This window comes from Aquitalea magnusonii (assembly GCF_002217795.2).
GTDB classification, from domain to species: Bacteria; Pseudomonadota; Gammaproteobacteria; order Burkholderiales; family Chromobacteriaceae; genus Aquitalea; species Aquitalea magnusonii_B.
The window spans coordinates 861,093-883,678 of record NZ_AP018823.1 but is presented as its reverse complement, the minus strand read 5'-3'; the positions used below and the strand labels follow the sequence as shown (position 1 = coordinate 883,678).

Annotated in this window: 13 protein-coding genes, 2 tRNA genes and 3 rRNA genes; 11 read left to right on the top strand and 7 right to left on the bottom strand. The window is 57.2% G+C overall.

The genetic code is table 11. The features are described 5' to 3' along the window. Positions 1 to 60: 60 nt before the first annotated feature. The 4 genes from DLM_RS04305 (at position 61) to DLM_RS04290 (ending at position 3,442) form a co-directional block, all read left to right on the top strand. Positions 61 to 750: an ABC transporter permease gene (locus DLM_RS04305; RefSeq protein ID WP_089084106.1), complete on the top strand. Its 690-nt coding sequence runs from the start codon at positions 61 to 63 to the stop codon at positions 748 to 750. Next, entirely contained in the window at positions 747 to 1,478 is a 732-nt protein-coding gene (locus DLM_RS04300) for an ABC transporter permease (protein WP_089084107.1), read from the top strand. Before DLM_RS04305 ends, DLM_RS04300 begins: the two co-directional genes overlap by 4 nt. An 89-nt stretch (positions 1,479 to 1,567) precedes the next feature. Then, on the top strand, positions 1,568 to 2,365 hold the full coding sequence (locus DLM_RS04295; protein WP_089084108.1) for an ABC transporter ATP-binding protein: 798 nt from the start codon (positions 1,568 to 1,570) through the stop codon (positions 2,363 to 2,365). 99 nt (positions 2,366 to 2,464) lie between these two features. Then, a complete protein-coding gene (locus DLM_RS04290; RefSeq protein ID WP_089084109.1) occupies positions 2,465 to 3,442 on the top strand; it encodes a GlxA family transcriptional regulator in 978 nt (325 codons plus the stop codon). Between the two features lie 66 nt (positions 3,443 to 3,508). Here DLM_RS04290 and DLM_RS04285 read toward each other — a convergent pair whose 3' ends face one another. From DLM_RS04285 to DLM_RS04260, 6 genes are all read right to left on the bottom strand, one after another. After that, complete coding sequence (locus tag DLM_RS04285; protein WP_089084111.1) at positions 3,509 to 5,629, bottom strand: ATP-binding protein; 2,121 nt, start codon at positions 5,627 to 5,629, stop codon at positions 3,509 to 3,511. A gap of 312 nt (positions 5,630 to 5,941) precedes the next feature. Next, positions 5,942 to 6,056: ribosomal RNA gene (gene rrf, locus DLM_RS04280) — 5S ribosomal RNA — on the bottom strand. A 146-nt stretch (positions 6,057 to 6,202) separates the two neighbouring features. Continuing rightward, positions 6,203 to 9,089 (bottom strand): 23S ribosomal RNA (locus DLM_RS04275). A gap of 285 nt (positions 9,090 to 9,374) precedes the next feature. Next, a tRNA-Ala gene (locus DLM_RS04270) sits at positions 9,375 to 9,450 on the bottom strand. 4 nt (positions 9,451 to 9,454) lie between these two features. After that, positions 9,455 to 9,531 (bottom strand) — tRNA-Ile (locus tag DLM_RS04265). A 64-nt stretch (positions 9,532 to 9,595) separates the two neighbouring features. After that, positions 9,596 to 11,131: ribosomal RNA gene (locus DLM_RS04260) — 16S ribosomal RNA — on the bottom strand. The 16S, 23S and 5S rRNA genes sit together here with 2 tRNA genes alongside, the layout of an rRNA operon. 591 nt (positions 11,132 to 11,722) lie before the next feature. Between DLM_RS04260 and nadB the strand changes: the two genes are divergently transcribed. Beyond that, complete coding sequence (gene nadB, locus DLM_RS04255) at positions 11,723 to 13,303, top strand: L-aspartate oxidase (protein WP_089083134.1); 1,581 nt, start codon at positions 11,723 to 11,725, stop codon at positions 13,301 to 13,303. Positions 13,304 to 13,351: 48 nt separating this feature from the next. On the opposite strand, the gene DLM_RS04250 is transcribed toward nadB, so the two are convergent. After that, entirely contained in the window at positions 13,352 to 15,646 is a 2,295-nt protein-coding gene (locus tag DLM_RS04250) for a PAS domain-containing sensor histidine kinase (RefSeq protein WP_089083133.1), read from the bottom strand. A gap of 151 nt (positions 15,647 to 15,797) precedes the next feature. Between DLM_RS04250 and DLM_RS04245 the strand changes: the two genes are divergently transcribed. The 6 genes from DLM_RS04245 to DLM_RS04220 all read left to right on the top strand — a co-directional run bounded on the left by DLM_RS04245 (position 15,798) and on the right by DLM_RS04220 (position 22,577). Further along, positions 15,798 to 16,802, top strand: coding sequence for a TRAP transporter substrate-binding protein (locus tag DLM_RS04245; protein WP_089083132.1), 1,005 nt, complete (start codon positions 15,798 to 15,800; stop codon positions 16,800 to 16,802). A gap of 65 nt (positions 16,803 to 16,867) precedes the next feature. Continuing rightward, positions 16,868 to 17,461, top strand: a complete 594-nt coding sequence (locus DLM_RS04240; protein WP_089083131.1) for a TRAP transporter small permease — start codon at positions 16,868 to 16,870, stop codon at positions 17,459 to 17,461. Continuing rightward, a complete protein-coding gene (locus DLM_RS04235) occupies positions 17,461 to 18,789 on the top strand; it encodes a TRAP transporter large permease (RefSeq protein ID WP_045847197.1) in 1,329 nt (442 codons plus the stop codon). The genes DLM_RS04240 and DLM_RS04235 overlap by 1 nt, the downstream gene beginning before the upstream one ends. Before the next feature lie 151 nt (positions 18,790 to 18,940). Beyond that, the gene (locus DLM_RS04230) at positions 18,941 to 21,226 is read left to right on the top strand and encodes an NADP-dependent malic enzyme (RefSeq protein ID WP_089083130.1); all 2,286 of its coding nucleotides are present in this window, start codon (positions 18,941 to 18,943) and stop codon (positions 21,224 to 21,226) included. A 73-nt stretch (positions 21,227 to 21,299) separates the two neighbouring features. Next, entirely contained in the window at positions 21,300 to 21,551 is a 252-nt protein-coding gene (locus tag DLM_RS04225; RefSeq protein ID WP_089083129.1) for a PhaM family polyhydroxyalkanoate granule multifunctional regulatory protein, read from the top strand. Between the two features lie 105 nt (positions 21,552 to 21,656). Then, the gene (locus DLM_RS04220; RefSeq protein WP_089083128.1) at positions 21,657 to 22,577 is read left to right on the top strand and encodes a VirK/YbjX family protein; all 921 of its coding nucleotides are present in this window, start codon (positions 21,657 to 21,659) and stop codon (positions 22,575 to 22,577) included. Positions 22,578 to 22,586 lie beyond the last annotated feature (9 nt).

Below are 22,586 nucleotides of genomic sequence, written 5' to 3'. Positions count from 1 at the left end.
TGGTGGCGCGGGCAGAGCATGGCCTGCGCCGTCCCTTCCCGGGAAACACAGGGGTAGTACATGTTTTTACACGGATATCTTCCCAGCATCCTCGAAGGAGCGGTGCTGACACTGAAACTGGCGGCGGCATCGCTGGCGGTTTCGGTGCTGCTGGGACTGGTGGGTGCCATGTTCAAGATGGCCCCCTCCAAACCCTTGCGCACACTGGCCGAGCTTTACTCCACCGTGGTTCGTGGCGTGCCAGACCTGGTATGGATGTTTTTGCTGTTCTTCGGCGTGCAGATGCTGCTCAACGATCTGGCCGCAGCCATGGGCTGGGCCGCACCGGACATCGACCCCTTTATCGCCGGCGTGCTGACACTGGGCTTCATCTTCGGCGCTTACATGACCGAAACCTTCCGCGGCGCCATCATGGCCGTACCCAAGGGACAGATGGAAGCCGGCGCTGCCTACGGCATGGGCCCGCTGCGCATTTTCTGGCGCATCACCTTTCCGCAGATGGTGCGCTTTGCCCTGCCCAGCTTTACCAATAACTGGCTGGTGCTGGTCAAGTCCACCGCCCTGGTATCGGTGATCGGCCTGAATGACGTGATGTACCGCGCCGACGCAGCCAAGTCCAATACCCAGGAGCCGTTTACCGTCTACATGCTGGTAGCGGTGATCTTCCTGGTGATCACCAGTGTGTCCAACATCCTGCTGGGCATGCTGGAGCGGCGCTACTCCACCGGTCTGAAGGAGAACGGCCTGTGATCGACTTTCAGCTTATCCTCGACAAACTGCCGGCCTTTCTGGGTGGTACCGACGGCCAGCCAGTGCTCAGCACCAGCGACGGCATCGTGATGACACTGGAGCTGCTGGGCGCATCGCTGCTGTTGGGCATGCTGCTGGCCATTCCGCTGGCGCTGGGCCGGGTATCGAAAAACCGCCTGCTGTCTGGCAGTGTCTGGCTGTACACCTATGTATTCCGTGGCACGCCGCTGCTGGTGCAGTTGTTCATCATCTATTACGGCCTGTCGCAGTTTGACGCCGTGCGCGAGAGCTGGCTGTGGCAATACCTGCAGGATGCCTGGTTCTGCGCCATTCTGGCCTTCACGCTCAATACCGCGGCCTACACCACGGAAATCATCGCCGGGCAAATCCGCACCACGCATTGGGGTGAAATCGAAGCCGCGCGCGCCATGGGCATGAGCAAGTGGCTGATGATGCGCCGTATCGTCATTCCTTCTGCCCTGCGCCGCGCCCTGCCGGCCTACAGCAACGAAGTGATCATGATGATGCAAAGCACAGCAGTGGCCGGCCTGGTCACGCTGGCCGACATCACCGGGGTGGCACGCCGCATCTACAGCGACACCTATATGGCCTTCGAGCCCTTCCTGATTGCGGGTGCCATTTATCTGCTACTCACTTTTGTCTTTGTCTGGCTATTCAAGCAGGCAGAGCGACGCTGGCTGGCCTATCTGGCTCCGCGCAAGCATTGACAGCGTGGGCGGCAAACACGCCGCCCTCTTTCAGCAATGGCCGCCATGTAAAGCGCGGCAGATGAAACCTTAGAACAAGGGTTGCAAGCATGAAACAAACCAACGCAGCACCAGCCACCGAGATCAAACTGCGCGTTGCCGACCTGCACAAAAGCTATGGCAGCCACGAAGTGCTCAAGGGCGTCTCCCTCACCGCCCATGCCGGGGATGTAATCAGCATCATCGGCTCCTCCGGCTCGGGCAAGAGTACCTTCCTGCGCTGCATCAACCTGCTGGAACACCCCAATAGCGGGCAGATTCAGCTAGGCGGTGAAGAACTGCAACTGGTGGCCGACAAGAAAACCGGTGCGCTGCGTGCCGCCAGCCACAAACAACTGGAACGCATCCGCACCAAGCTGGCCATGGTGTTTCAGCACTTCAATCTGTGGGCGCACATGACGGTGCTGGAAAACATCATCGAAGCGCCCATCCATGTACTGGGCCTGTCGCGGGACGAAGCCATCACCCGTGCGCGCAAATACCTGGACAAGGTGGGCCTGAAAGACGTGGAAGGCAAATACCCGTCCCATATGTCCGGCGGCCAACAGCAGCGCGTGGCCATCGCCCGCGCACTGGCGATGGAACCAGAAGTCATGCTGTTTGACGAACCCACTTCGGCACTGGACCCGGAGCTGGTGGGTGAAGTGCTGCGCGTGATGCAGGACCTGGCGCGCGAAGGCCGCACCATGGTGGTGGTGACCCACGAGATGGGCTTTGCCCGCGAAGTGTCCAATCACGTGATTTTCCTGCACAAAGGCAAGATCGAAGAACAAGGCAACCCGCGCGAAGTGCTGGTCAATCCGCAAAGCGAGCGGCTTGCACAATTCCTCTCCGGCAGCCTTAAATAAATCGTACAATGCCACACAGAAATAGCAGCGCCACGCCGCCCGCGGCATGGCCTGCTTTTTTGATATAGTGCTCAACTTTTTGCAAACATGGGTCAATCAATGCACGCTGCCAAACCGTTACGCTACGGTTTCCTCCTGCTTCCGCACGCTTCCATGGCCGACTTTGCCATCGCCAGCGAAGTGCTGACCCGGGCCAATCAACTGGCCGAAAAAAAGCTGTACGAATTTTTGCCGCTGTCGCTCAACGGCCTGCCAGTAGCCATGTCCAACGGGCTGAAACTGCCGGTGGACCTGCCGCTGGCCTATGCCCCCAAACTGGATGGCCTGTTCATCCTGGCCGATGACATCACCATCGATGTCAATCTGGACGAACTGCTCAAGAGCATCAGCGGCCTGCACACCGACAAGCTGCCCATTGCCGGTATTGGCTGCGGCAGTTACTGGATGGCCCGTGCCGGTCTGCTCAACGGCTTTCGCGCCACCATACACTGGCAGGAAATCAGCCGCTTCACCGAGGAATTCCAGGAAGTCATTGTTTCGTCCAATCTGTACGAAATCGACCGCTGCCGCATGAGCTGTGCCGGCGGAGCCGCCACCCTGGATTTCATGCTGTCACTGGTAGGCAGTCAGCACAGCCACGAATTTGCCGCCCGGCTGTCGGAAATGTTCAGCATTGAACGCATCCGGCCTGGCAATGAACGCCAGCGCATTCCGCTGGCTACCCGCATTGGCGGCAGCCAGCCCAAGCTGACCGAAGCGGTCAGCCTGATGGAAGCCAATATTGAAGAGCCGCTGACTACCGACGATATCGCCTATTACGTCGGCGTCTCGCGCCGCCAGCTCGAACGCCTGTTCAAGCAGTACCTCAGCACCGTACCGTCCAAATACTATCTGGAGCTGCGCCTGAGCCGCGCGCGCCAGTTGCTGCAGCAAACCAGCAAGTCCATCGTGCAAATCGGCCTGGCTTGTGGCTTCTCCAGCGGGCCGCATTTCTCCAGCACCTACCGCAATCACTTTGGCATCACGCCGCGCGAGGAGCGCGCCCAGCGCACCCAAGTAGTGGTGGAACCACGCTGAGTCCTTGCCCATCACCATGCAAAAGAGCCGCAATGCGGCTCTTTTTTGTACCCGGATAGCACGGCATCAAGCGGCTGCGCTTGGCGCGGCATCGGGTGCCGTCACGGTCTGCGAGAGAGGCAGTTCGATACGGAAGCAGGCACCGCTGGCCGGAATGTTCTCCGCACTGATCAACCCGCCATACTGCTCCACAATGGTCTGGCAAATTGACAAACCCAGGCCCATGCCATTCTGCTTGGTGGAGAAGAAGGGATGGAACAACACTTCCAGCGACTCCGGCGAAATGCCACGCCCGGTATCGCGCACCTCCAGAATGGCTTTCTTACCCTCGCGCCGGGTATGAATGATGATATGGCGCTTCATCACCGGCTCGTCGCGCAGCGCATCCATGGCATTGGACAACAGGTTAAGCACCACCTGCTCCATCTGGATGCTGTCCGCCATCACCGCCATCGGGTAAACCGACAGTAATTGCACCATCTCGATGCTGCGCTCTTTCAAATCATACTCAGCCAGGAACATGCAGTTGCCCACCACCTGATTCAGGTCGATCAGGCGGATTTCCATCGCCCGCTTGCTCACCAGCGCGCGCAGCCGCTTGATGATTTCACCGGCACGATCAGCCTGGGCCACGGCCAGGCGCAGGGCAGACTCAATCTGCGGACGACTCTCCTCGCCAAACTCCAGCAATTGCAAGGACGCCTGGCAGTAATTGGAAATGGCCGTCAGTGGCTGATTCACTTCATGCGCAATGCCCGACGCCATCTCGCCCATGGTGTGCAGGCGCGCCACATGAGACAGCTTTTCCAGATGCTCCTTCACCCGCAACTCACTGGCTTCCAGTGCTTCGGCAGCACGCTGGCGTACCGGCCCCATATCACGTAGCGCACATACCACACCCGTCAGGCTGCCACTGCGGGAAAACAGCGGCGCAATCGCCCCCTCTACCAGTCGCACATGGCCTCGGGCTGTCGCCAACTGCATCCGTTCGGGCAACACCACGGTACGCGCTTCGCGGTAGCATTCGCTGATCGGGTCCTCGGCCAACTCGGAAGACAGCTCGCCAATCAGACGGAATGCATTCTGAAACGGCTGACCGACCACCTCCTCACGGCTCACCCCCAGCAGGGAAAGCGCCATGGGATTAGCCATTTCAATCTGCTGCTGTGTATCCAGGATAATCACGCCATCATGCACCGCATTGAGTGCCACGGCCGCCCGCTCACTTTGCAGAAACAATGCCTCATCTGCCTGGCTTTGCGCCTTGCGCATGGCCAGACGCTGGCTGTAAATCAACCACAGTGAAATCACCAGCGACAGGATCAAACCCTCACGCAGCAGCAGGCCGATCAGCTTGAAGTCAGCCAGAAAGACATCCTTGCCAACGCGCAGACTAAACGGTTGGGATTCACTGACCAGTGGCAGGCTGACTTCAAGGCGAGACAGCGCAGGAAGCCAGCTGCTTTGATGCTTACCAATGGCACTGTAAATGGCGGCCCCCCCATTACCCACAGTCTGAATCGTCAGATCCAGATCATTGGGAACACCTTCATTGGGTGCAATGGTCAACAACTTCTCGCAATACACCACCAGTGCAACCACCCCGATCAGGGTTCCACGGCCGGCAGCCCCCGCGCCTGCCGCCCGCCCCAGAAACACCGGCTGCATCAGCAGATAAACTCGTCCACCTTCGTACAGGTCAAAGGGGGCCGACGCCACTTTCCGGCCAGTGCGGATTGCGCGTTGCATGTCGGCAGCAAAGCGCGGCTCATGCAACACGTCAAAACCATATACCGAACTGGCTGCCGGAATGTCGGGTTCTATCATGGTCACCACCAGGTGCTGGTCACGCACCGGTGCCGGCAACCAGCTACGCCGTCCCGAAATATCAAAATCACGGATGAAAAAAGTTTTGCCAAAGCGCTGCTGCATCTCTTCAAGAAATGCCGAGCGATTGTCACGGGTAACGTTCTGGAAGAACTCAAAGGTGTAAAGCTGGGAATAGTGCGCCAACAACTGGTGCGAGAAAGACTTCAGTACCGGCATGTCAAACTTCTGCCGCGACAATAACAGAGCATCAACCGCCGCAAGCACCGATTCATTCTGGTCCAGCTTCCGCGCGATGACACCGTGCGCCAAGCGTGCACTACGGTCAAACTCTTCTTGAATGCGCTGATACTCCGACATTGCCCACTGCATGCCAACTATCAGCGCCACACCCAGCCATAGCAGGACAAACAAGTGCAGTCGTTTTCGCGGGAAGTCAGGCAACATACTCTCTCAGGCTGGCAAGATGACAAAGCGGCTATCAGGCCGTAATCCGGCCCGGTATTGTAACCTTGCCTGCCTGGCTGCGACAGCGTAGTACTGCTTAGCCGGTCAGTCGCAGGACATACGCTTCACAAGACTCAGCAATAAAGACGACGGTTCAGACCAAGCTGCTGCCCGCGCCACAAAGCACAAAGCCCAGCTCGATTGAGCTGGGCTTCTGTAAGGGGAGTCTGGCAGTGTCCTACTTTCACATGGCGAATGCCACACTATCATCGGCGCTAAGGCGTTTCACGGTCCTGTTCGGGATGGGAAGGCGTGGGACCACCTCGCTATGGCCACCAGACATAAACTGTCAACAAACTTGAAGAAGCTTTGTCATCCAGACTTCGTCTGAATCACTGAATTAATTAGGTATCTTATCTTGGATCTTTGATCGCGTCGCACATTCACTATCCATCCGGTCTCGGTTTCCCAAGCCACTCAAATGATAGGATCAAGCCTCACGAGCAATTAGTATCGGTTAGCTTAACGCCTCACAGCGCTTCCACACCCGACCTATCAACGTCCTGGTCTCGAACGACTCTTCAGGAGGGTCTAGCCCTCAGGGAAGTCTCATCTTCAGGCGAGTTTCGCGCTTAGATGCTTTCAGCGCTTATCTCTTCCGAACTTAGCTACCCGGCAATGCCACTGGCGTGACAACCGGTACACCAGAGGTTCGTCCACTCCGGTCCTCTCGTACTAGGAGCAGCCCCCGTCAAACTTCCAACGCCCACTGCAGATAGGGACCAAACTGTCTCACGACGTTTTGAACCCAGCTCACGTACCACTTTAAATGGCGAACAGCCATACCCTTGGGACCGGCTACAGCCCCAGGATGTGATGAGCCGACATCGAGGTGCCAAACACCGCCGTCGATGTGAACTCTTGGGCGGTATCAGCCTGTTATCCCCGGAGTACCTTTTATCCGTTGAGCGATGGCCCTTCCATTCAGAACCACCGGATCACTATGTCCTGCTTTCGCACCTGCTCGACTTGTCGGTCTCGCAGTTAAGCTACCTTTTGCCATTGCACTATCAGCACGATTTCCGACCGTACCTAGGTAACCTTCGAACTCCTCCGTTACACTTTGGGAGGAGACCGCCCCAGTCAAACTGCCTACCATGCACTGTCCCCGATCCGGATAACGGACCAAGGTTAGAACCTCAAAGGGGTCAGGGTGGTATTTCAAGGTCGGCTCCACAGGAACTAGCGTCCCTGCTTCAAAGCCTCCCACCTATCCTACACAAACCACTTCAAAGTCCAATGCAAAGCTACAGTAAAGGTTCACGGGGTCTTTCCGTCTAGCAGCGGGGAGATTGCATCTTCACAAACACTTCAACTTCGCTGAGTCTCAGGAGGAGACAGTGTGGCCATCGTTACGCCATTCGTGCGGGTCGGAACTTACCCGACAAGGAATTTCGCTACCTTAGGACCGTTATAGTTACGGCCGCCGTTTACTGGGGCTTCGATCAAGAGCTTGCACCCCATCACTTAACCTTCCAGCACCGGGCAGGCGTCACACCGTATACGTCCACTTTCGTGTTGGCACAGTGCTGTGTTTTTGATAAACAGTCGCAGCCACCGATTCTCTGCGACCTGTCGTAGCTCCCACCGCAGGGTGTTCACCACAACAGGCATACCTTCTCCCGAAGTTACGGTATCAATTTGCCGAGTTCCTTCTCCTGAGTTCTCTCAAGCGCCTTAGAATTCTCATCCTGCCCACCTGTGTCGGTTTGCGGTACGGTTCTTGTGTAGCTGAAGCTTAGTGGCTTTTCCTGGAAGCGTGGTATCAGTCACTTCAGGTCCGTAGACCCTCGTTATCACTTCTCGGCGTTAAAGAAGGGCGGATTTGCCTACCCTTCACGCCTACCGGCTTGAACGACCTATTCCAACAGGCCGCTGACCTAACCTTCTCCGTCCCCACATCGCACTACACAAAAGTACGGGAATTTTAACCCGTTTCCCATCGACTACGCTTTTCAGCCTCGCCTTAGGGGCCGACTCACCCTACGCCGATGAACGTTGCGTAGGAAACCTTGGGCTTTCGGCGAGCGGGCTTTTCACCCGCTTTATCGCTACTCATGTCAGCATTCGCACTTCTGATATCTCCAGCATCCCTTACGAGACACCTTCACAGACCTACAGAACGCTCCCCTACCATCTGCACTTACGTGCAAATCCGCAGCTTCGGTTATCAGTTTGAGCCCCGTTACATCTTCCGCGCAGGACGACTCGACCAGTGAGCTATTACGCTTTCTTTAAATGATGGCTGCTTCTAAGCCAACATCCTGGCTGTCTGGGCCTTCCCACTTCGTTTACCACTTAACTGATCATTTGGGACCTTAGCTGGCGGTCTGGGTTGTTTCCCTCTTGACGATGGACGTTAGCACCCACCGTCTGTCTCCCATGCTCGCACTTTCCGGTATTCAGAGTTTGCCATGGTTTGGTAAATCGCAATGACCCCCTAGCCATAACAGTGCTTTACCCCCGGAAGTGATACATGAGGCACTACCTAAATAGTTTTCGGGGAGAACCAGCTATCTCCGAGTTTGTTTAGCCTTTCACCCCTATCCACAGCTCATCCCCTAGTTTTGCAACACTAGTGGGTTCGGACCTCCAGTGCGTGTTACCGCACCTTCATCCTGGCCATGGATAGATCACTCGGTTTCGGGTCTACGCCCAGCAACTAAAGCGCCCTATTCGGACTCGGTTTCCCTACGCCTCCCCTATGCGGTTAAGCTTGCTACTGAACGTAAGTCGCTGACCCATTATACAAAAGGTACGCAGTCACCCCTTGCGAGGCTCCCACTGTTTGTATGCATCCGGTTTCAGGTTCTATTTCACTCCCCTCCCGGGGTTCTTTTCGCCTTTCCCTCACGGTACTGGTTCACTATCGGTCGATCACGAGTATTTAGCCTTGGAGGATGGTCCCCCCATCTTCAGACAGGATTTCGCGTGTCCCGCCCTACTTTTCGTATGCTCAGTACCAAGAATGAAATTTCGTGTACGGGGCTATCACCCACTATGGCGGACATTTCCAGGTCCTTCCACTATCTCAATCTCTATCACATACAGGCTATTCCGCGTTCGCTCGCCACTACTGACGGAATCTCGGTTGATTTCTTTTCCTCGAGTTACTTAGATGTTTCAGTTCACTCGGTTCGCTTCCACAGACCTATGTATTCAGTCTGGGATACCCTTGCGGGTGGGTTTCCCCATTCGGATATCGCGGGATCAAAGCTCTATTGCCAGCTCCCCCGCGCTTTTCGCAGGCTTACACGTCCTTCATCGCCTGTGATCGCCAAGGCATCCACCAGATGCACTTAGTCGCTTGACCCTATCATTTCAGTAACCTGAGTTACCAATCCGACAGGATTGTGTTTGTGCGACATGTCACACCGCCCCTTTTGTGATGGCGACATGACATTAGATACAATCAAATTCCCAAGATGACGATTTGTCCTGCATGCAGAGTTAACTTCATGCATTTCATTTCGCCGTCTAATTAATTCGGCTTCTTCAGTTTGTTAAAGATCGGGCGTTCGACCTTGCGGTCAATTCAACGCAAACAAAAAGATACCCGGAAACAACGTTTCCAGATGCGTTTTTGTTTGAGTTGAGGTGGTGGAGGATGACGGGATCGAACCGACGACCCCCTGCTTGCAAAGCAGGTGCTCTCCCAACTGAGCTAATCCCCCAAACTGGTGGGTCTGGAAGGACTCGAACCTTCGACCCCTGCGTTATCAACACAGTGCTCTAACCAGCTGAGCTACAAACCCAGTCAAACCCTTAAAATCTCGAATAACCGATAGGCTGTGAATACTTGACGATCGCCTTCTCTAGAAAGGAGGTGATCCAGCCGCAGGTTCCCCTACGGCTACCTTGTTACGACTTCACCCCAGTCATGAATCCCACCGTGGTAAGCGGCCTCCTTACGGTTAGCCTACCCACTTCTGGTGAAACTCACTCCCATGGTGTGACGGGCGGTGTGTACAAGACCCGGGAACGTATTCACCGCAGCATGCTGATCTGCGATTACTAGCGATTCCGACTTCACGCACTCGAGTTGCAGAGTGCGATCCGGACTACGATCGGTTTTATGAGATTGGCTCCACCTCGCGGCTTGGCTACCCTCTGTACCGACCATTGTATGACGTGTGAAGCCCTGGTCATAAGGGCCATGAGGACTTGACGTCATCCCCACCTTCCTCCGGTTTGTCACCGGCAGTCCCATTAGAGTGCTCAACTAAATGGTAGCAACTAATGGCAAGGGTTGCGCTCGTTGCGGGACTTAACCCAACATCTCACGACACGAGCTGACGACAGCCATGCAGCACCTGTGTTACAGCTCCCTTTCGGGCACCAATCCATCTCTGGAAAGTTCTGTACATGTCAAGACCAGGTAAGGTTTTTCGCGTTGCATCGAATTAATCCACATCATCCACCGCTTGTGCGGGTCCCCGTCAATTCCTTTGAGTTTTAACCTTGCGGCCGTACTCCCCAGGCGGTCAACTTCTCGCGTTAGCTACGCTACCAAGGATTCAAACCCCCAACAGCTAGTTGACATCGTTTAGGGCGTGGACTACCAGGGTATCTAATCCTGTTTGCTCCCCACGCTTTCGTGCATGAGCGTCAGTGTCATCCCAGGGGGCTGCCTTCGCCATCGGTATTCCTCCGCATCTCTACGCATTTCACTGCTACACGCGGAATTCTACCCCCCTCTGACGCACTCTAGCTGTGCAGTCTCCAATGCAGTTCCCAGGTTAAGCCCGGGGCTTTCACATCAGACTTACACAACCGCCTGCGCACGCTTTACGCCCAGTAATTCCGATTAACGCTTGCACCCTACGTATTACCGCGGCTGCTGGCACGTAGTTAGCCGGTGCTTATTCTTCAGGTACTGTCATCCCCCAGCGATATTAGCGCTAGGAATTTCCTCCCTGACAAAAGTCCTTTACAACCCGAAGGCCTTCTTCAGACACGCGGCATGGCTGGATCAGGCTTGCGCCCATTGTCCAAAATTCCCCACTGCTGCCTCCCGTAGGAGTCTGGGCCGTGTCTCAGTCCCAGTGTGGCGGATCATCCTCTCAGACCCGCTACTGATCGATGCCTTGGTGAGCCTTTACCTCACCAACTAGCTAATCAGACGTCGGCCGCTCAAATAGCGCAAGGTCTTGCGATCCCCTGCTTTCCTTCTCAAAGCGTATGCGGTATTAGCTATCCTTTCGGATAGTTATCCCCCACTACTCGGCACGTTCCGACGCATTACTCACCCGTTCGCCACTCGTCAGCGGAGCAAGCTCCCTGTTACCGTTCGACTTGCATGTGTAAAGCATGCCGCCAGCGTTCAATCTGAGCCAGGATCAAACTCTTCAGTTCAATCTCATAGCAAATTTCTGGCACGCAAGATCAAAGAAAATAACAAGTATTTCTTGTCTTGCAGTGCAAGTATTTGGCTTTCGCCAAGCACTCACACCTATCGGTTATTCTGTTTTTTAAAGAGCGGTGCAGGTCGCTGCGTTTCGTTTCCGTCGCTGCGTTGTCTGCTGAGGAGGCGAACTATACCGCCCTGCCCCACCCTCGTCAACACTTTGTGCGAATAAATCTGCAGGATTTGCCAAAATTCCGTCCCGCAGACCGCTAAGTCACTGAACGGTAATACTTTATGAAATACGGGTTTCATGGCTGTTTTGCTGCGGGCGCACAGGCCGCGGCGCACTGGCCTCCATCCTGATGCTGACCCACAGGGGAAACTGGCGCAAAAAGCGGGTTTCGGCATCTTTTCGCTCACTGCTTAGCCTGTTTTCAGCGGTTTTCCTGCCTGGATGTGGCGGCAATTTCTCATCGGCCAATACCGGACCATGCTGCTCATCTATAGATGGCGACAACGCAGATGCCGCCTGACGGCGGTTCTGCTAATCTTGAGCCTTCTGCAAACTGCCCTACTCCGCCCCGACGGCGGCATCTGCCATGCTCAAGTTTGATGTTCTGATTATCGGAAGTGGTTTGGCCGGCATGACGCTGGCCTTGCATCTGGCTGCCACACGCAAAGTTGGCCTGATTACCAAACGTGATCTGCTGGAAGGCAGTTCGACTTATGCCCAGGGCGGCATCGCCGCGGTGCTGGATACGGAAGACTCTGTTGAAGAGCATATCCGCGATACCCTGATTGCCGGTGCCGGTTTGTGTAATGAAGAGGCCACGCGCTTTATTGTGGAGCATTCCAAGGAGGCGATTGACTGGCTGATTGCGCTGGGTGTGCCGTTTACCCGCGATGATACCCACAAGACGGGTTATCACCTGACTCGCGAGGGCGGCCACAGCCATCGCCGCATCATTCACGCTGCCGATGCGACCGGTGCGGCGGTGACATCCACCTTGGGTCAGAAGATCAAGGCACATCCGAACATCACGGTACTGGAAGACTTCATTGCCATCGACCTGATTACCTCGCGCAAGCTGGGTCTGGAGGGCAAGCGCTGCTATGGCGTTTATGCACTGGACAAGACGCTGGATCAGGTTGTCACTATTGCTGCCAAGCACACCATGCTGGCTTCCGGTGGGGCTGGTAAGGTTTACCTCTATACCACCAACCCGGACACGGCAACTGGCGATGGCATTGCCATGGGCTGGCGCGCCGGGTGTCGGGTGGGGAATATGGAGTTCATCCAGTTCCACCCGACTTGCCTGTACCATCCGCATACCAAGTCCTTCCTGATTTCCGAAGCGGTACGTGGCGAAGGGGGCATTCTGAAATTGCCGGATGGTACCCGCTTCATGCCGGATCACGATCCGCGGGCCGAACTGGCACCGCGCGACGTGGTGGCGCGTGCGATTGACTTCGAAATGAAGAAGCATGGTCTGGATTGTGTTTATCTGGATATTTCCTACAAGCCAGCCAATTTCATCAAAGAGCACTTCCCCAATATCTATGCGCATTGCCTGGAGTTGGGCATCGACATCACGCAAGAGCCGATTCCGGTGGTGCCAGCCGTTCACTTTACTTGTGGTGGCTTGGTGACTGACCTTACCGGCCATACCGATGTGGACGCGCTGTATGCGGTGGGCGAAGTGGCCTGCACCGGCCTGCACGGTGCCAACCGCCTAGCCAGTAATTCCTTGCTGGAGTGCCTGGTGATCGGCAAGGCTGCGGCTGAGGATATTCTGGCGGCCCCCGATATTGCGCTGCCGCCGATTCCGGATTGGGATGACAGCCAGGTGACCGATACTGACGAGGAAGTGGTGATTTCGCACAATTGGGACGAGCTGCGTCGTGCCATGTGGGACTATGTCGGCATCGTGCGCACCAACAAGCGCCTGATGCGGGCACTGAGCCGGATTCGCTTGCTATCGGAAGAAATCAATGAGTACTACAGCAACTTCCACGTCACCAACGATCTGATCGAACTGCGCAATCTGGTGCAGACCGCCGAACTGATCGTGCGCTCCGCCCTGCTGCGCAAGGAGAGCCGTGGCCTGCATTACAGCCGGGACTACCCCGACATGCTGCCGGAAACCCAGGAAACCGTGCTACAGCCCACGCAGCACTGAACCGACCGCAACGTCAACGGCACCCTTGGGTGCCGTTTTTCATGAGGCTTACACGTCGCGACGTAAAGGCAGGGTAAACCAGAACACACAGCCACCGCTCACGCCGGTGCTGACGCTGAATTCGCCACGATGAAACTCGACGATGGAACGGCAGATGTTCAAACCAATCCCCATGCCGTCGGGCTTGGTGGAATAAAACGGAGTAAACAACTCGTTCTTGATGTTATCGGCCAGTCCCGGTCCGTTATCGGCCACTTCCACCCGCCAGAAAGCGGCACCGACGGCAGTGCGCACGATGATGTGCGGCCGGCGCGTCTGCGCGTCCACCATGGCTTCGATGGCGTTTTTCATCAGATTGAGCAGCACCTGCTCGATCAGCACCGGGTCCATGTCCAGGCGGCAGGCGGTGGCATCCTGCTCGATCACCAGTTGCACACCCGCCTTGAAGGCCATCATTTCCGCCAGACCAGCCGCGCGCGCCACCACCCGTGCCGGATCTACCGTCTCCAGTTGTGGCTCATGTTTTTTCACAAAGGCGCGGATACTCTTGATGATCTGCCCCGCCCGCTGGGCCTGCTGGCTGATGGCCGCGACGGCCTCGCGCACGCCGGATGGCAGCGCCAGGTTCTCTGGCAAGCGCCTTGCCAATCCGGCTGAGTAAGTGGAAATGGCCGTCAGCGGCTGATTCAGCTCGTGGGCCAGACTGGACGCCATCTCGCCCATGGCAATCAGGCGCGAGGTAGTCTGGAAGCGCTCTTGCTGCGCCTGCGCCCGTCCTTCGCGTTCGCGCTCTTCCGTGACATCAGCCAGGATGACCAGCCAGGCGGCTTCACCACTCACCCATTCCAGCCGCCGCCGCTGCATCTGGAACCATTGCTTGCCATCCTGCAGCGTAAACTCACTGGCCAGATCATCCTGATCCGGCTCTGCGCGCAGCCCCGGCAGCAGCAGGCAAGATGGGGCTTCGGGTTCCTCCGCCAGCCACAGGAAAGAGAAAGTCGGATTGGCATAGAGCAACTGGCCACTCTGCTGACTCACCACGCACACCCCGGCCTGCATGCCATTGAGCACAGTGAGAAAACGCTGGTGGGAGGCATTAAGCGCCAAGCGCTGACGTTTGCGCTCGGTAATGTCGAATAGCGCGGCAATCCAGCCCCGGTGGCTGCCATCACGCTCGATCAGCGGTGTGGCATACAGCCGTACTTCGACAAAGTCGCCATTCTGACAGGCAAAGCGTAATTCGAAGCCCTGCTCCGGCTGCATGCCCTGCTTTACCGCATCCATGGCAGCGCGCATCTGTTGATGGTCGCTGGCGGGCCAGAACACATGTGGCGGACGCTGACCCACCAGTTGCTCTGGCGCATAGCCCAGCATTTCACAAAAAGCACGGTTCACCCGCAGGATTTCACCTTCCAGGCTGATGGCCACCAGACCACTCTTCATGCAGTCCTCAATGGCCTGACGCAAGGCAACTTCGGTGGAGAGTGCCTGCTCGGCGCGTGAGCGTTCGCGCATGTGGCGACGAATGCGCCAGATGGAATACAGCAAGGCTGCCGCCAGCAGGGTAATCAGGCCGGTGAGTACCGGCAGGGTCAGTCCCAGGCCGGAACGGTAGCTGACCGCGCGCAGGTACACACCGAAACCCGGTGGATCGAAACTGGTCTGGTGCGAAATATTGCCGGGGTGTTCCGACGGGTCGAACTTGCTGGCCAGTGTGCGCCCCCCCACATCGACAAAACTGATGTAGTTCTTGGAGGCAATCCACCACGGCACCTGACGGTGCAGCAGCTGATCAAACTGATACACCAGCCGGATGCTGCCCAATACTTTTTCATTGGCAATGATGGGCACGGCCAGATCAAAGCGATATTTGCCATCCGGCCGGCGATACGGCTGACCGTACGACGAACGACGCAAACGCGTTGCACGCCAGACTGCATCATATTCATCGCCATGCAACACCCTGCCGGGGGCCACCTGCCCGTGCTGATCGCGCAGCAGCATGGCGTTTTGGTCGATCTGCTGTACCAACAGCACTTCCGGGCTTTCCCGCATCAGGAAGGCGGCACTGGAAATAAAGCGTTCCGGGCTCAGTCTGCCATTGGCGATATCCGCCGCCACCCCCTCCGCCCACTCTTGCTGGCCTTCCATATGCAGGCGCATCGACTGCTCCAGCCACAAAACCTCTTGGATCAGGTTGTCGCGCTGCTCATCTACCCAATCGCGGTACACCAGATAGAACAGTCCGCCGAGGGCCAGTACCAGGGCAATCAGGGTAAGGGAGGTTCCCAGCCATAACAGGCGGGGAGAACGGCGACGGGCGAGCAGATCGATCACATGCATAAGCTGATGCGGGAAAACCCCAATGCTGAAGTCCCCAATGGCAGGTTGTTGGCGCGGCTTCTACTTTACACGGTATTAACAGCTCGCAGACAAGGGCTGTAATGCAAAGCAAAAACATTCAACGCAAACGTAAACACAAACGGAGAGACATATGAAACTGAAGATTGCTGCATTGCTGATTGGTGCATCCTTTGGCGTGGCTGGCATGGCCCAGGCTGCGGGTGAAATTGTCATCAAGTTCAGCCACGTGGTATCGCCGGACACCCCCAAGGGCAAGGCTGCCGAATACTTCAAGAAACTGGCGGAAGAACGTACCCACGGCAAGGTCAAGGTACAGGTTTATCCCAACAGCCAGCTTTACAAGGACAAGGAAGAACTGGAAGCCCTGCAACTGGGCGCGGTTCAGATGCTGGCCCCGTCGCTGGCCAAGTTTGGTCCGCTGGGCGTGAAGGAATTCGAAGTTTTCGACCTGCCTTATGTATTCGACAACTACGACGAAGTGAACAAGGTGATGCACGGTGCCATCGGCAAGCAATTGCTGGGCAAGCTGGAAAGCAAGGGCATCAAGGGCCTGGCCTACTGGGATAACGGCTTCAAGAACTTCTCTTCCAACAAGCCGATCCGCACCCCGGCCGACCTGAAGGGCATGAAGATTCGTATCCAGTCCTCCAAGGTGCTGGAAGAAGAAATGCGTTCGGTAGGCGCACTGCCGCAGGTGATGGCCTTCTCCGAAGTCTATCAGGCGCTGCAGACCGGCGTGGTGGATGGCACCGAACTGGAAGCCTCCAACCTCTACACCAGCAAGGCTTACGAGGTGCAAAAGAACCTGACCCTGACCCAGCACGGCTTCCTGGGCTATGCCGTCATCGTCAACAAGAAGTTCTGGGACGGCCTGCCGGCTGATGTGCGGACCCAACTGGATGGCGCGATTGCCGATGCGTCCAAGTACGCCAATGACATCGCCAAGAAGGAAAACGACCGCTCGCTGGCTGCCATCAAGGCCTCCGGCAAAACCCAGGTTTACACCCCGACCGCAGCCGAGCGTGCTGCCTTCAAGAAGGCCATGCTGCCGGTACACACCAAGATGGCTGACCGCATCGGTCCGGACCTGCTGAAGGCCATCTATAAAGAAACCGGCTTCAACCCCAACAACTGACCCATCTTGAATCGAGCGTGCGTGCCCAGTTGCACCCACGCTCTTTTTGCGAAAAGAGAACAATCATGCTGAAATTCCTCGACCATCTGGAGGAGTGGATGATTGCCCTGTTGATGGGAAGCGCCACCCTCATCACCTTTGTGGCCGTGGTTCACCGCTACGGCTCGGGCATCGAAACCCTGCAACCCTATCTGGCCCACATCAATATGGCATGGGCTCAGGAACTCACCATCTACCTGTTTGTATGGATGGCCAAGTTCGGCGCGGCCTATGGCGTGCGCACCGGCATCCACGTGGGGGTGGATGTATTGATCAACCGTCTGTCCGACAAGACCCGTGCCAAATTCATCATTTTCGGCCTGCTCTCCGGCGCGCTGTTCACCGGCGTGATTGCCGTGCTGGGCGGCAATTTTGTCTGGGAAATCGCCCATACCGACCAGACATCGCCCGACCTGGAAGCGCCGATGTGGCTGGTTTACCTGGCCATCCCCTGCGGCTCTACCCTGATGTGCTTCCGCTTCCTGCAAGTGGCCTGGAACTTCATCAAGACCGGCAGCCTGCCCAAGCATGACCACGGCCATGTTGATGGCATCGAAGAAGGTGCCGAAGATCTGGACAATCTGCACCCGCACGACCTGAACCACGGAGGCAAGCACTAATGACCACCCTCATCATTTTCGGTCTGCTGCTTACCCTGATGCTGACCGGCATGCCGATCTCCATCTCGCTGGGTCTGACGGTACTGACCTTCCTGTTCACCATGACCCAGGTTCCGATCGAATCGGTGGCGCTCAAGCTGTTCACCGGGATCGAGAAGTTCGAAATCATGGCGATTCCCTTCTTCATTCTGGCGGGCAACTTCCTGATGCACGGCGGTGTGGCCAAACGGATGATCCGCTTTGCCACCACCCTGGTGGGCCACTGGTATGGCGGCCTGGGTCTGGCTGGCGTGGTGTCCTGCGCACTGTTTGCCGCCATTACCGGCTCTTCCGTTGCCACCGTGGTAGCCGTGGGTTCCATCATCCTGCCGGCCATGGTGAAACAGGGCTACCCGCAGCGCTTTGGTGCCGGGGTGATCACCACTTCCGGCGCGCTGGGCATTCTGTTCCCGCCGTCCATCAACCTGGTGATGTACTCCATCGCCACCGCCGGCATGGACGTGACCGGCCCGGATGGCATGAGCGTGTCCACCGCATCGGTAGGCCAGTTGTTCATGGCGGGTGTGCTGCCCGGCCTGTGCCTGTCGGTATTGCTGGGCCTGACCACCTGGTACCGTGCCAAGAAGTTTGACTACCCGCGCCTGCCGCGCGCCAGTTGGGGCGAGCGTCTGCAAGCCTTCCGCGAATGCGTGTGGGGCCTGTTGCTGATCGTACTGGTGATTGGCGGTATTTACAGCGGCATTTTCACGCCGACCGAAGCCGCCGCCATGGCCGCCGTGTACGCCTTCATCATTGCCGTATTCGTCTACAAGGACATGGGCCTGAAGGATGTGCCGCGCGTGCTGATCAACGCCGCGTCGATGAGCTCGATGCTGCTGTACATCATCACCAACGCCGTGCTGTTCTCCTTCCTGATGGCTTCCGAACAGATTCCGCAAGCCATGGCTGCGTGGATGACGGCACAGGGCCTGGGTGTGGTGGCCTTCCTGTTGCTCACCAACATCCTGTTGCTGGCGGCCGGTAACTTCATGGACCCGTCGGCCATCGTGCTGATCATGGCGCCCATCCTCTACCCGGTGGCAGTCAAACTGGGGGTGAATCCGGTACACTTCGGCATTCTGATTGCGGTGAACATGGAAGTGGGCATGTGCCATCCTCCGGTGGGGCTTAACCTGTACGTGGCCTCCGGCATCACCAAGATGGGCATTACCGAGCTGACCGTGGCCGTGTGGCCGTGGCTGCTCACCATGCTGGGCTTCCTGGTGGCCGTGACCTATCTGCCCGGTATATCACTGTGGCTGCCCCGAATGTTAGGTATGATGCACTGATAGCAGGACAGGACAAAGTACGCGGCAGAGGTGAAAACCTCTTGCCGCGTACTTTGTCTGACAGGACCATAGCCCCGATAGAGGGTTAGCCCTTATAATATTCAGCTAAATTATTCAAAACGACCATAAGAAACCACCCAGGAGTTCACGAATGGACGAGCAACTGCGCCAAGCCGCACTCGATTTCCACCAGTTTCCTCAGCCCGGCAAGATCCAGGTGTCCCCGACCAAACCGCTGGCTACCCAGCGTGACCTCGCCCTTGCCTACTCCCCCGGTGTGGCCGCCCCGTGTGACGCCATCGTGGAAGACCCGCTCAATGCCTACAAGTACACCGCACGCGGTAATCTGGTAGCAGTCATCACCAACGGTACCGCCGTACTGGGCCTGGGCAACATCGGCCCGCTGGCCGGCAAGCCGGTGATGGAAGGCAAGGGTGTGCTGTTCAAGAAGTTTGCCGGCATCGACGTTTTCGACATCGAACTGAACGAAAACGACCCGGACAAGCTGGTGGACATGATCTGTGCGATGGAGCCGACTTTCGGCGGCATCAACCTGGAAGACATCAAGGCCCCCGAGTGCTTCTACATCGAGAAGAAGTGCCGCGAACGCATGGGCATTCCGGTCTTCCATGACGACCAGCACGGCACCGCCATCGTGGCCGCTGCCGCGGTGCTCAACTCGCTGCGCCTGGTCAACAAGGACATCGCCAATGTCCGCGTGGTGGCCTCCGGCGCCGGCGCTGCCGCCATTGCCTGCCTGGACCTCCTGGTAGCGCTGGGCGTGAAGCGTGAAAACATCACCGTCTGCGATTCCAAGGGCGTGATCTACCACGGCCGTGACGAAAAGCTGGACGAATCCAAGCTGCGTTACGCCATTGCCGACAACGGCTGGCGCAAACTGGCCGACGCCATGGTTGGCGCCGACATCTTCATGGGTCTGTCCGGCCCGCGTCTGGTGTCGCAGGAAATGGTCAAGAGCATGGCCGCCCACCCGGTGATTCTGGCCATGGCCAACCCGGAACCGGAAATCCTGCCGCCGCTGGTGAAGGAAGTCCGTCCGGATGCCATCATCGGTACCGGTCGCTCCGACTTCCCCAACCAGGTGAACAACGTACTTTGCTTCCCCTTCATCTTCCGTGGTGCGCTCGACGTGGGTGCCACCACCATCAATGAAGAAATGAAGCTGGCCACCGTACGCGCCATTGCCGACTTGGCCATGGCCGAACAGTCCGACGTGGTAGCCTCCGCCTATGGTGACCAGGAACTGTCCTTTGGCCCGGAATACGTGATTCCGAAACCCTTCGACCCGCGCCTGATCGTCAAGATTGCCCCGGCCGTAGCCAAGGCTGCCATGGATTCCGGCGTGGCCACCCGCCCGATCCAGGATTTCGACGCCTACGCCGACCAGCTCACCCAGTTCGTGTACAAGACCAACCTGTTCATGAAGCCGGTGTTTGCCCAGGCCAAGAAGGAAAGCAAGCGCGTTGTTCTGACCGAAGGTGAAGACGAGCGCGTCCTGCACGCCACCCAGGAAATCGTGCTGGCAGGCCTCGCCCGCCCCATCCTGATCGGCCGTCCGAGCGTGATCGAAAAGCGTATCGAAAAACTGGGCCTGAAGCTGGAACCGGGCAAGGATTTCGAACTGGTCAACAACGAATCCGACCCGCGCTTTGCCGAATACTGGAAGGACTACTACAACCTGATGAAGCGCAAGGGCGTTTCCCAGGAGCAGGCCCGTCGTCGCGTGATTGGCAACACCACGCTGATTGGCGCACTGATGGTTCGCCGCGGTGATGCCGATGCGATGATTTGCGGTACCTATGGTACTTACCGTCAGCATTTCGATATCGTGGAAACCGTGCTGGGCTACGACAATGCCGACAAGGTGGCCGGTGCCATGAACGCACTGATCCTGCCGACCGGCAACATCTTCATCACCGACACCTACGTGAATGCCAAGCCGGATGCAGTCCAACTGGCCGGCATCACCAAGATGGCGTCCGAAGCGATGAAGCGTTTCGGTATCGCACCGAAGGCCGCGCTGCTGTCCAACTCCAGCTTCGGCACCATCAACGGTGAATCCGCCGACAAGATGCGTACCGCGCTGGAACTGATCCGCGACGCCCAGCCTGACCTGGAAATCGATGGTGAAATGCAGGGCGATGCCGCCCTGGTGGAAGCCATCCGCACCCAGGCCATGCCGGAAACCACGCTGAAGGGCTCGGCCAACCTGCTGATCATGCCGAACGTTGAAGCTGCCAACATCAGCTACAACCTGCTGCGTGTTTCCGCGTCCGACGGCGTGACCATCGGCCCCATCCTGATGGGCATGAGCAAGCCGGTACACATCCTGACCCCGATCTCCTCGGTACGCCGCATCGTCAACATGGTGGCCCTGGCCGCTGTGGATGCGCAGGTGGCAGCCAGCAACAGCTAAGCCATCGGCTTTGGTCTTATACTGAACGGGCAAGCCAGCGCTTGCCCGTTTTTTTTGACCAGGAGAGCCAGCCATGAGCGCAGATTTCACCCCGAACGACCCATTCGCCATGTTCCGCCAGTTCTGGCAAACTGCCACCCCGGCTAGTGCGCAGCCCTTTCTCCCGCCGATGAGCGAGGAGGAAATCGACCGCAAGCTGGCAGAACTGCGGGTAGTGGAAGGCTGGCTGACCATGAATCTGGGCATGCTGTCCATGCAGATGAAAACGCTGGAAATGCAGCGTGCCGCCATTGCCGCTCTAAAACCACGCGAAGACAAGAAATAAACCGTCACAAACGGTAACGACGACGGGACAAGCCGGCCAAAGACGCCGACACCCGAATAAACAATAATGCATTTCCGTGCATGAACGCTTTTAGAAGAACTCTGTGTGAAAACAATCGAATCACCTTCGAGGCCTCACCCTGTCCGGCTGCTGGGGCAGCTGGCCAGTGGAGAGTTTTCCCGACGGGACTGTCTGGATGAACGCAAGAACCGCATCAAGCTGGTTTTGCGCAGCCTGCTTTCCCTGTCCAGCAGCTATCGCTGGCTAAGCTATCTGAGCAGCGAGCCACTGCTGCTGGACTACCTGAAACTGGCACCACGCCTGTCGCAAAAGCTGCACCGCCCTTACCTGCACCGCAGTCTGGGCAATGCGGCCAAACTGGAGCTGCTGCAACAACACTATGGCCGGATGCTGCAACTGCCGGCAGCGGTACGCAGCCAGTTGCTATCGCTGGACAATATCTGCATTGCCAGCATCACGGGCAAGGATGAAAGCAGCTTTAGCTGGGTGATGGGGCATAACCATTACTTCGACAAGGAAGGCGAGCTATCACTGCAGTTTGTCGATGCCCAACAAGTGGCGCTGGCCACCCTCACCTTTACCCTGTGCCAGTATCAGGGTCAGTCGGTGGCGCTGATTGGCGGCTTGCAAGGCCCGCGCAAGGAATTTGGCCATGACTGCATCCGCACCGCCACCAAGGCTTGTCACGGCCTGTTTCCCAAACGGCTGGCACTGGAAGCACTGACGGTGCTTGCCCGTGAAATGGGCTGCCAGCAAGTGCTGGCCGTGTGCAAGGACAGCCATATTTACAGCTCCTGGCGCTACCGGCGTGAATTCCAGGCCGACTATGACAGCTTCTGGCTGGATATCGGGGCCGAGAAAATCAATACCGAATACTTCCGCATCCCCTTCCCCATTCCGCGCAAGCCAATGGAGGAAATTGCCAGCAAGAAGCGCAGCGAATACAACCGTCGCTATGCCTTGCTGGACGAGATGGCAGAAAAAATCAGCCAGGCCTTGCGCTAAGCCTTGCCA

Bases quoted from the DNA above. Each gene is read 5' to 3' on its own strand.
- DLM_RS04295 (WP_089084108.1), top strand. From the start codon at position 1,568: ATGAAACAAACCAACGCAGCACCAGCCACCGAGATCAAACTGCGCGTT.
- DLM_RS04235 (WP_045847197.1), top strand. From the start codon at position 17,461: ATGACCACCCTCATCATTTTCGGTCTGCTGCTTACCCTGATGCTGACC.
- DLM_RS04245 (WP_089083132.1), top strand. From the start codon at position 15,798: ATGAAACTGAAGATTGCTGCATTGCTGATTGGTGCATCCTTTGGCGTG.
- DLM_RS04305 (WP_089084106.1), top strand. From the start codon at position 61: ATGTTTTTACACGGATATCTTCCCAGCATCCTCGAAGGAGCGGTGCTG.
- DLM_RS04230 (WP_089083130.1), top strand. From the start codon at position 18,941: ATGGACGAGCAACTGCGCCAAGCCGCACTCGATTTCCACCAGTTTCCT.
- DLM_RS04250 (WP_089083133.1), bottom strand. From the start codon at position 15,646: ATGCATGTGATCGATCTGCTCGCCCGTCGCCGTTCTCCCCGCCTGTTA.
- DLM_RS04225 (WP_089083129.1), top strand. From the start codon at position 21,300: ATGAGCGCAGATTTCACCCCGAACGACCCATTCGCCATGTTCCGCCAG.
- DLM_RS04290 (WP_089084109.1), top strand. From the start codon at position 2,465: ATGCACGCTGCCAAACCGTTACGCTACGGTTTCCTCCTGCTTCCGCAC.
- DLM_RS04285 (WP_089084111.1), bottom strand. From the start codon at position 5,629: ATGTCGGAGTATCAGCGCATTCAAGAAGAGTTTGACCGTAGTGCACGC.
- DLM_RS04240 (WP_089083131.1), top strand. From the start codon at position 16,868: ATGCTGAAATTCCTCGACCATCTGGAGGAGTGGATGATTGCCCTGTTG.
- nadB (WP_089083134.1), top strand. From the start codon at position 11,723: ATGCTCAAGTTTGATGTTCTGATTATCGGAAGTGGTTTGGCCGGCATG.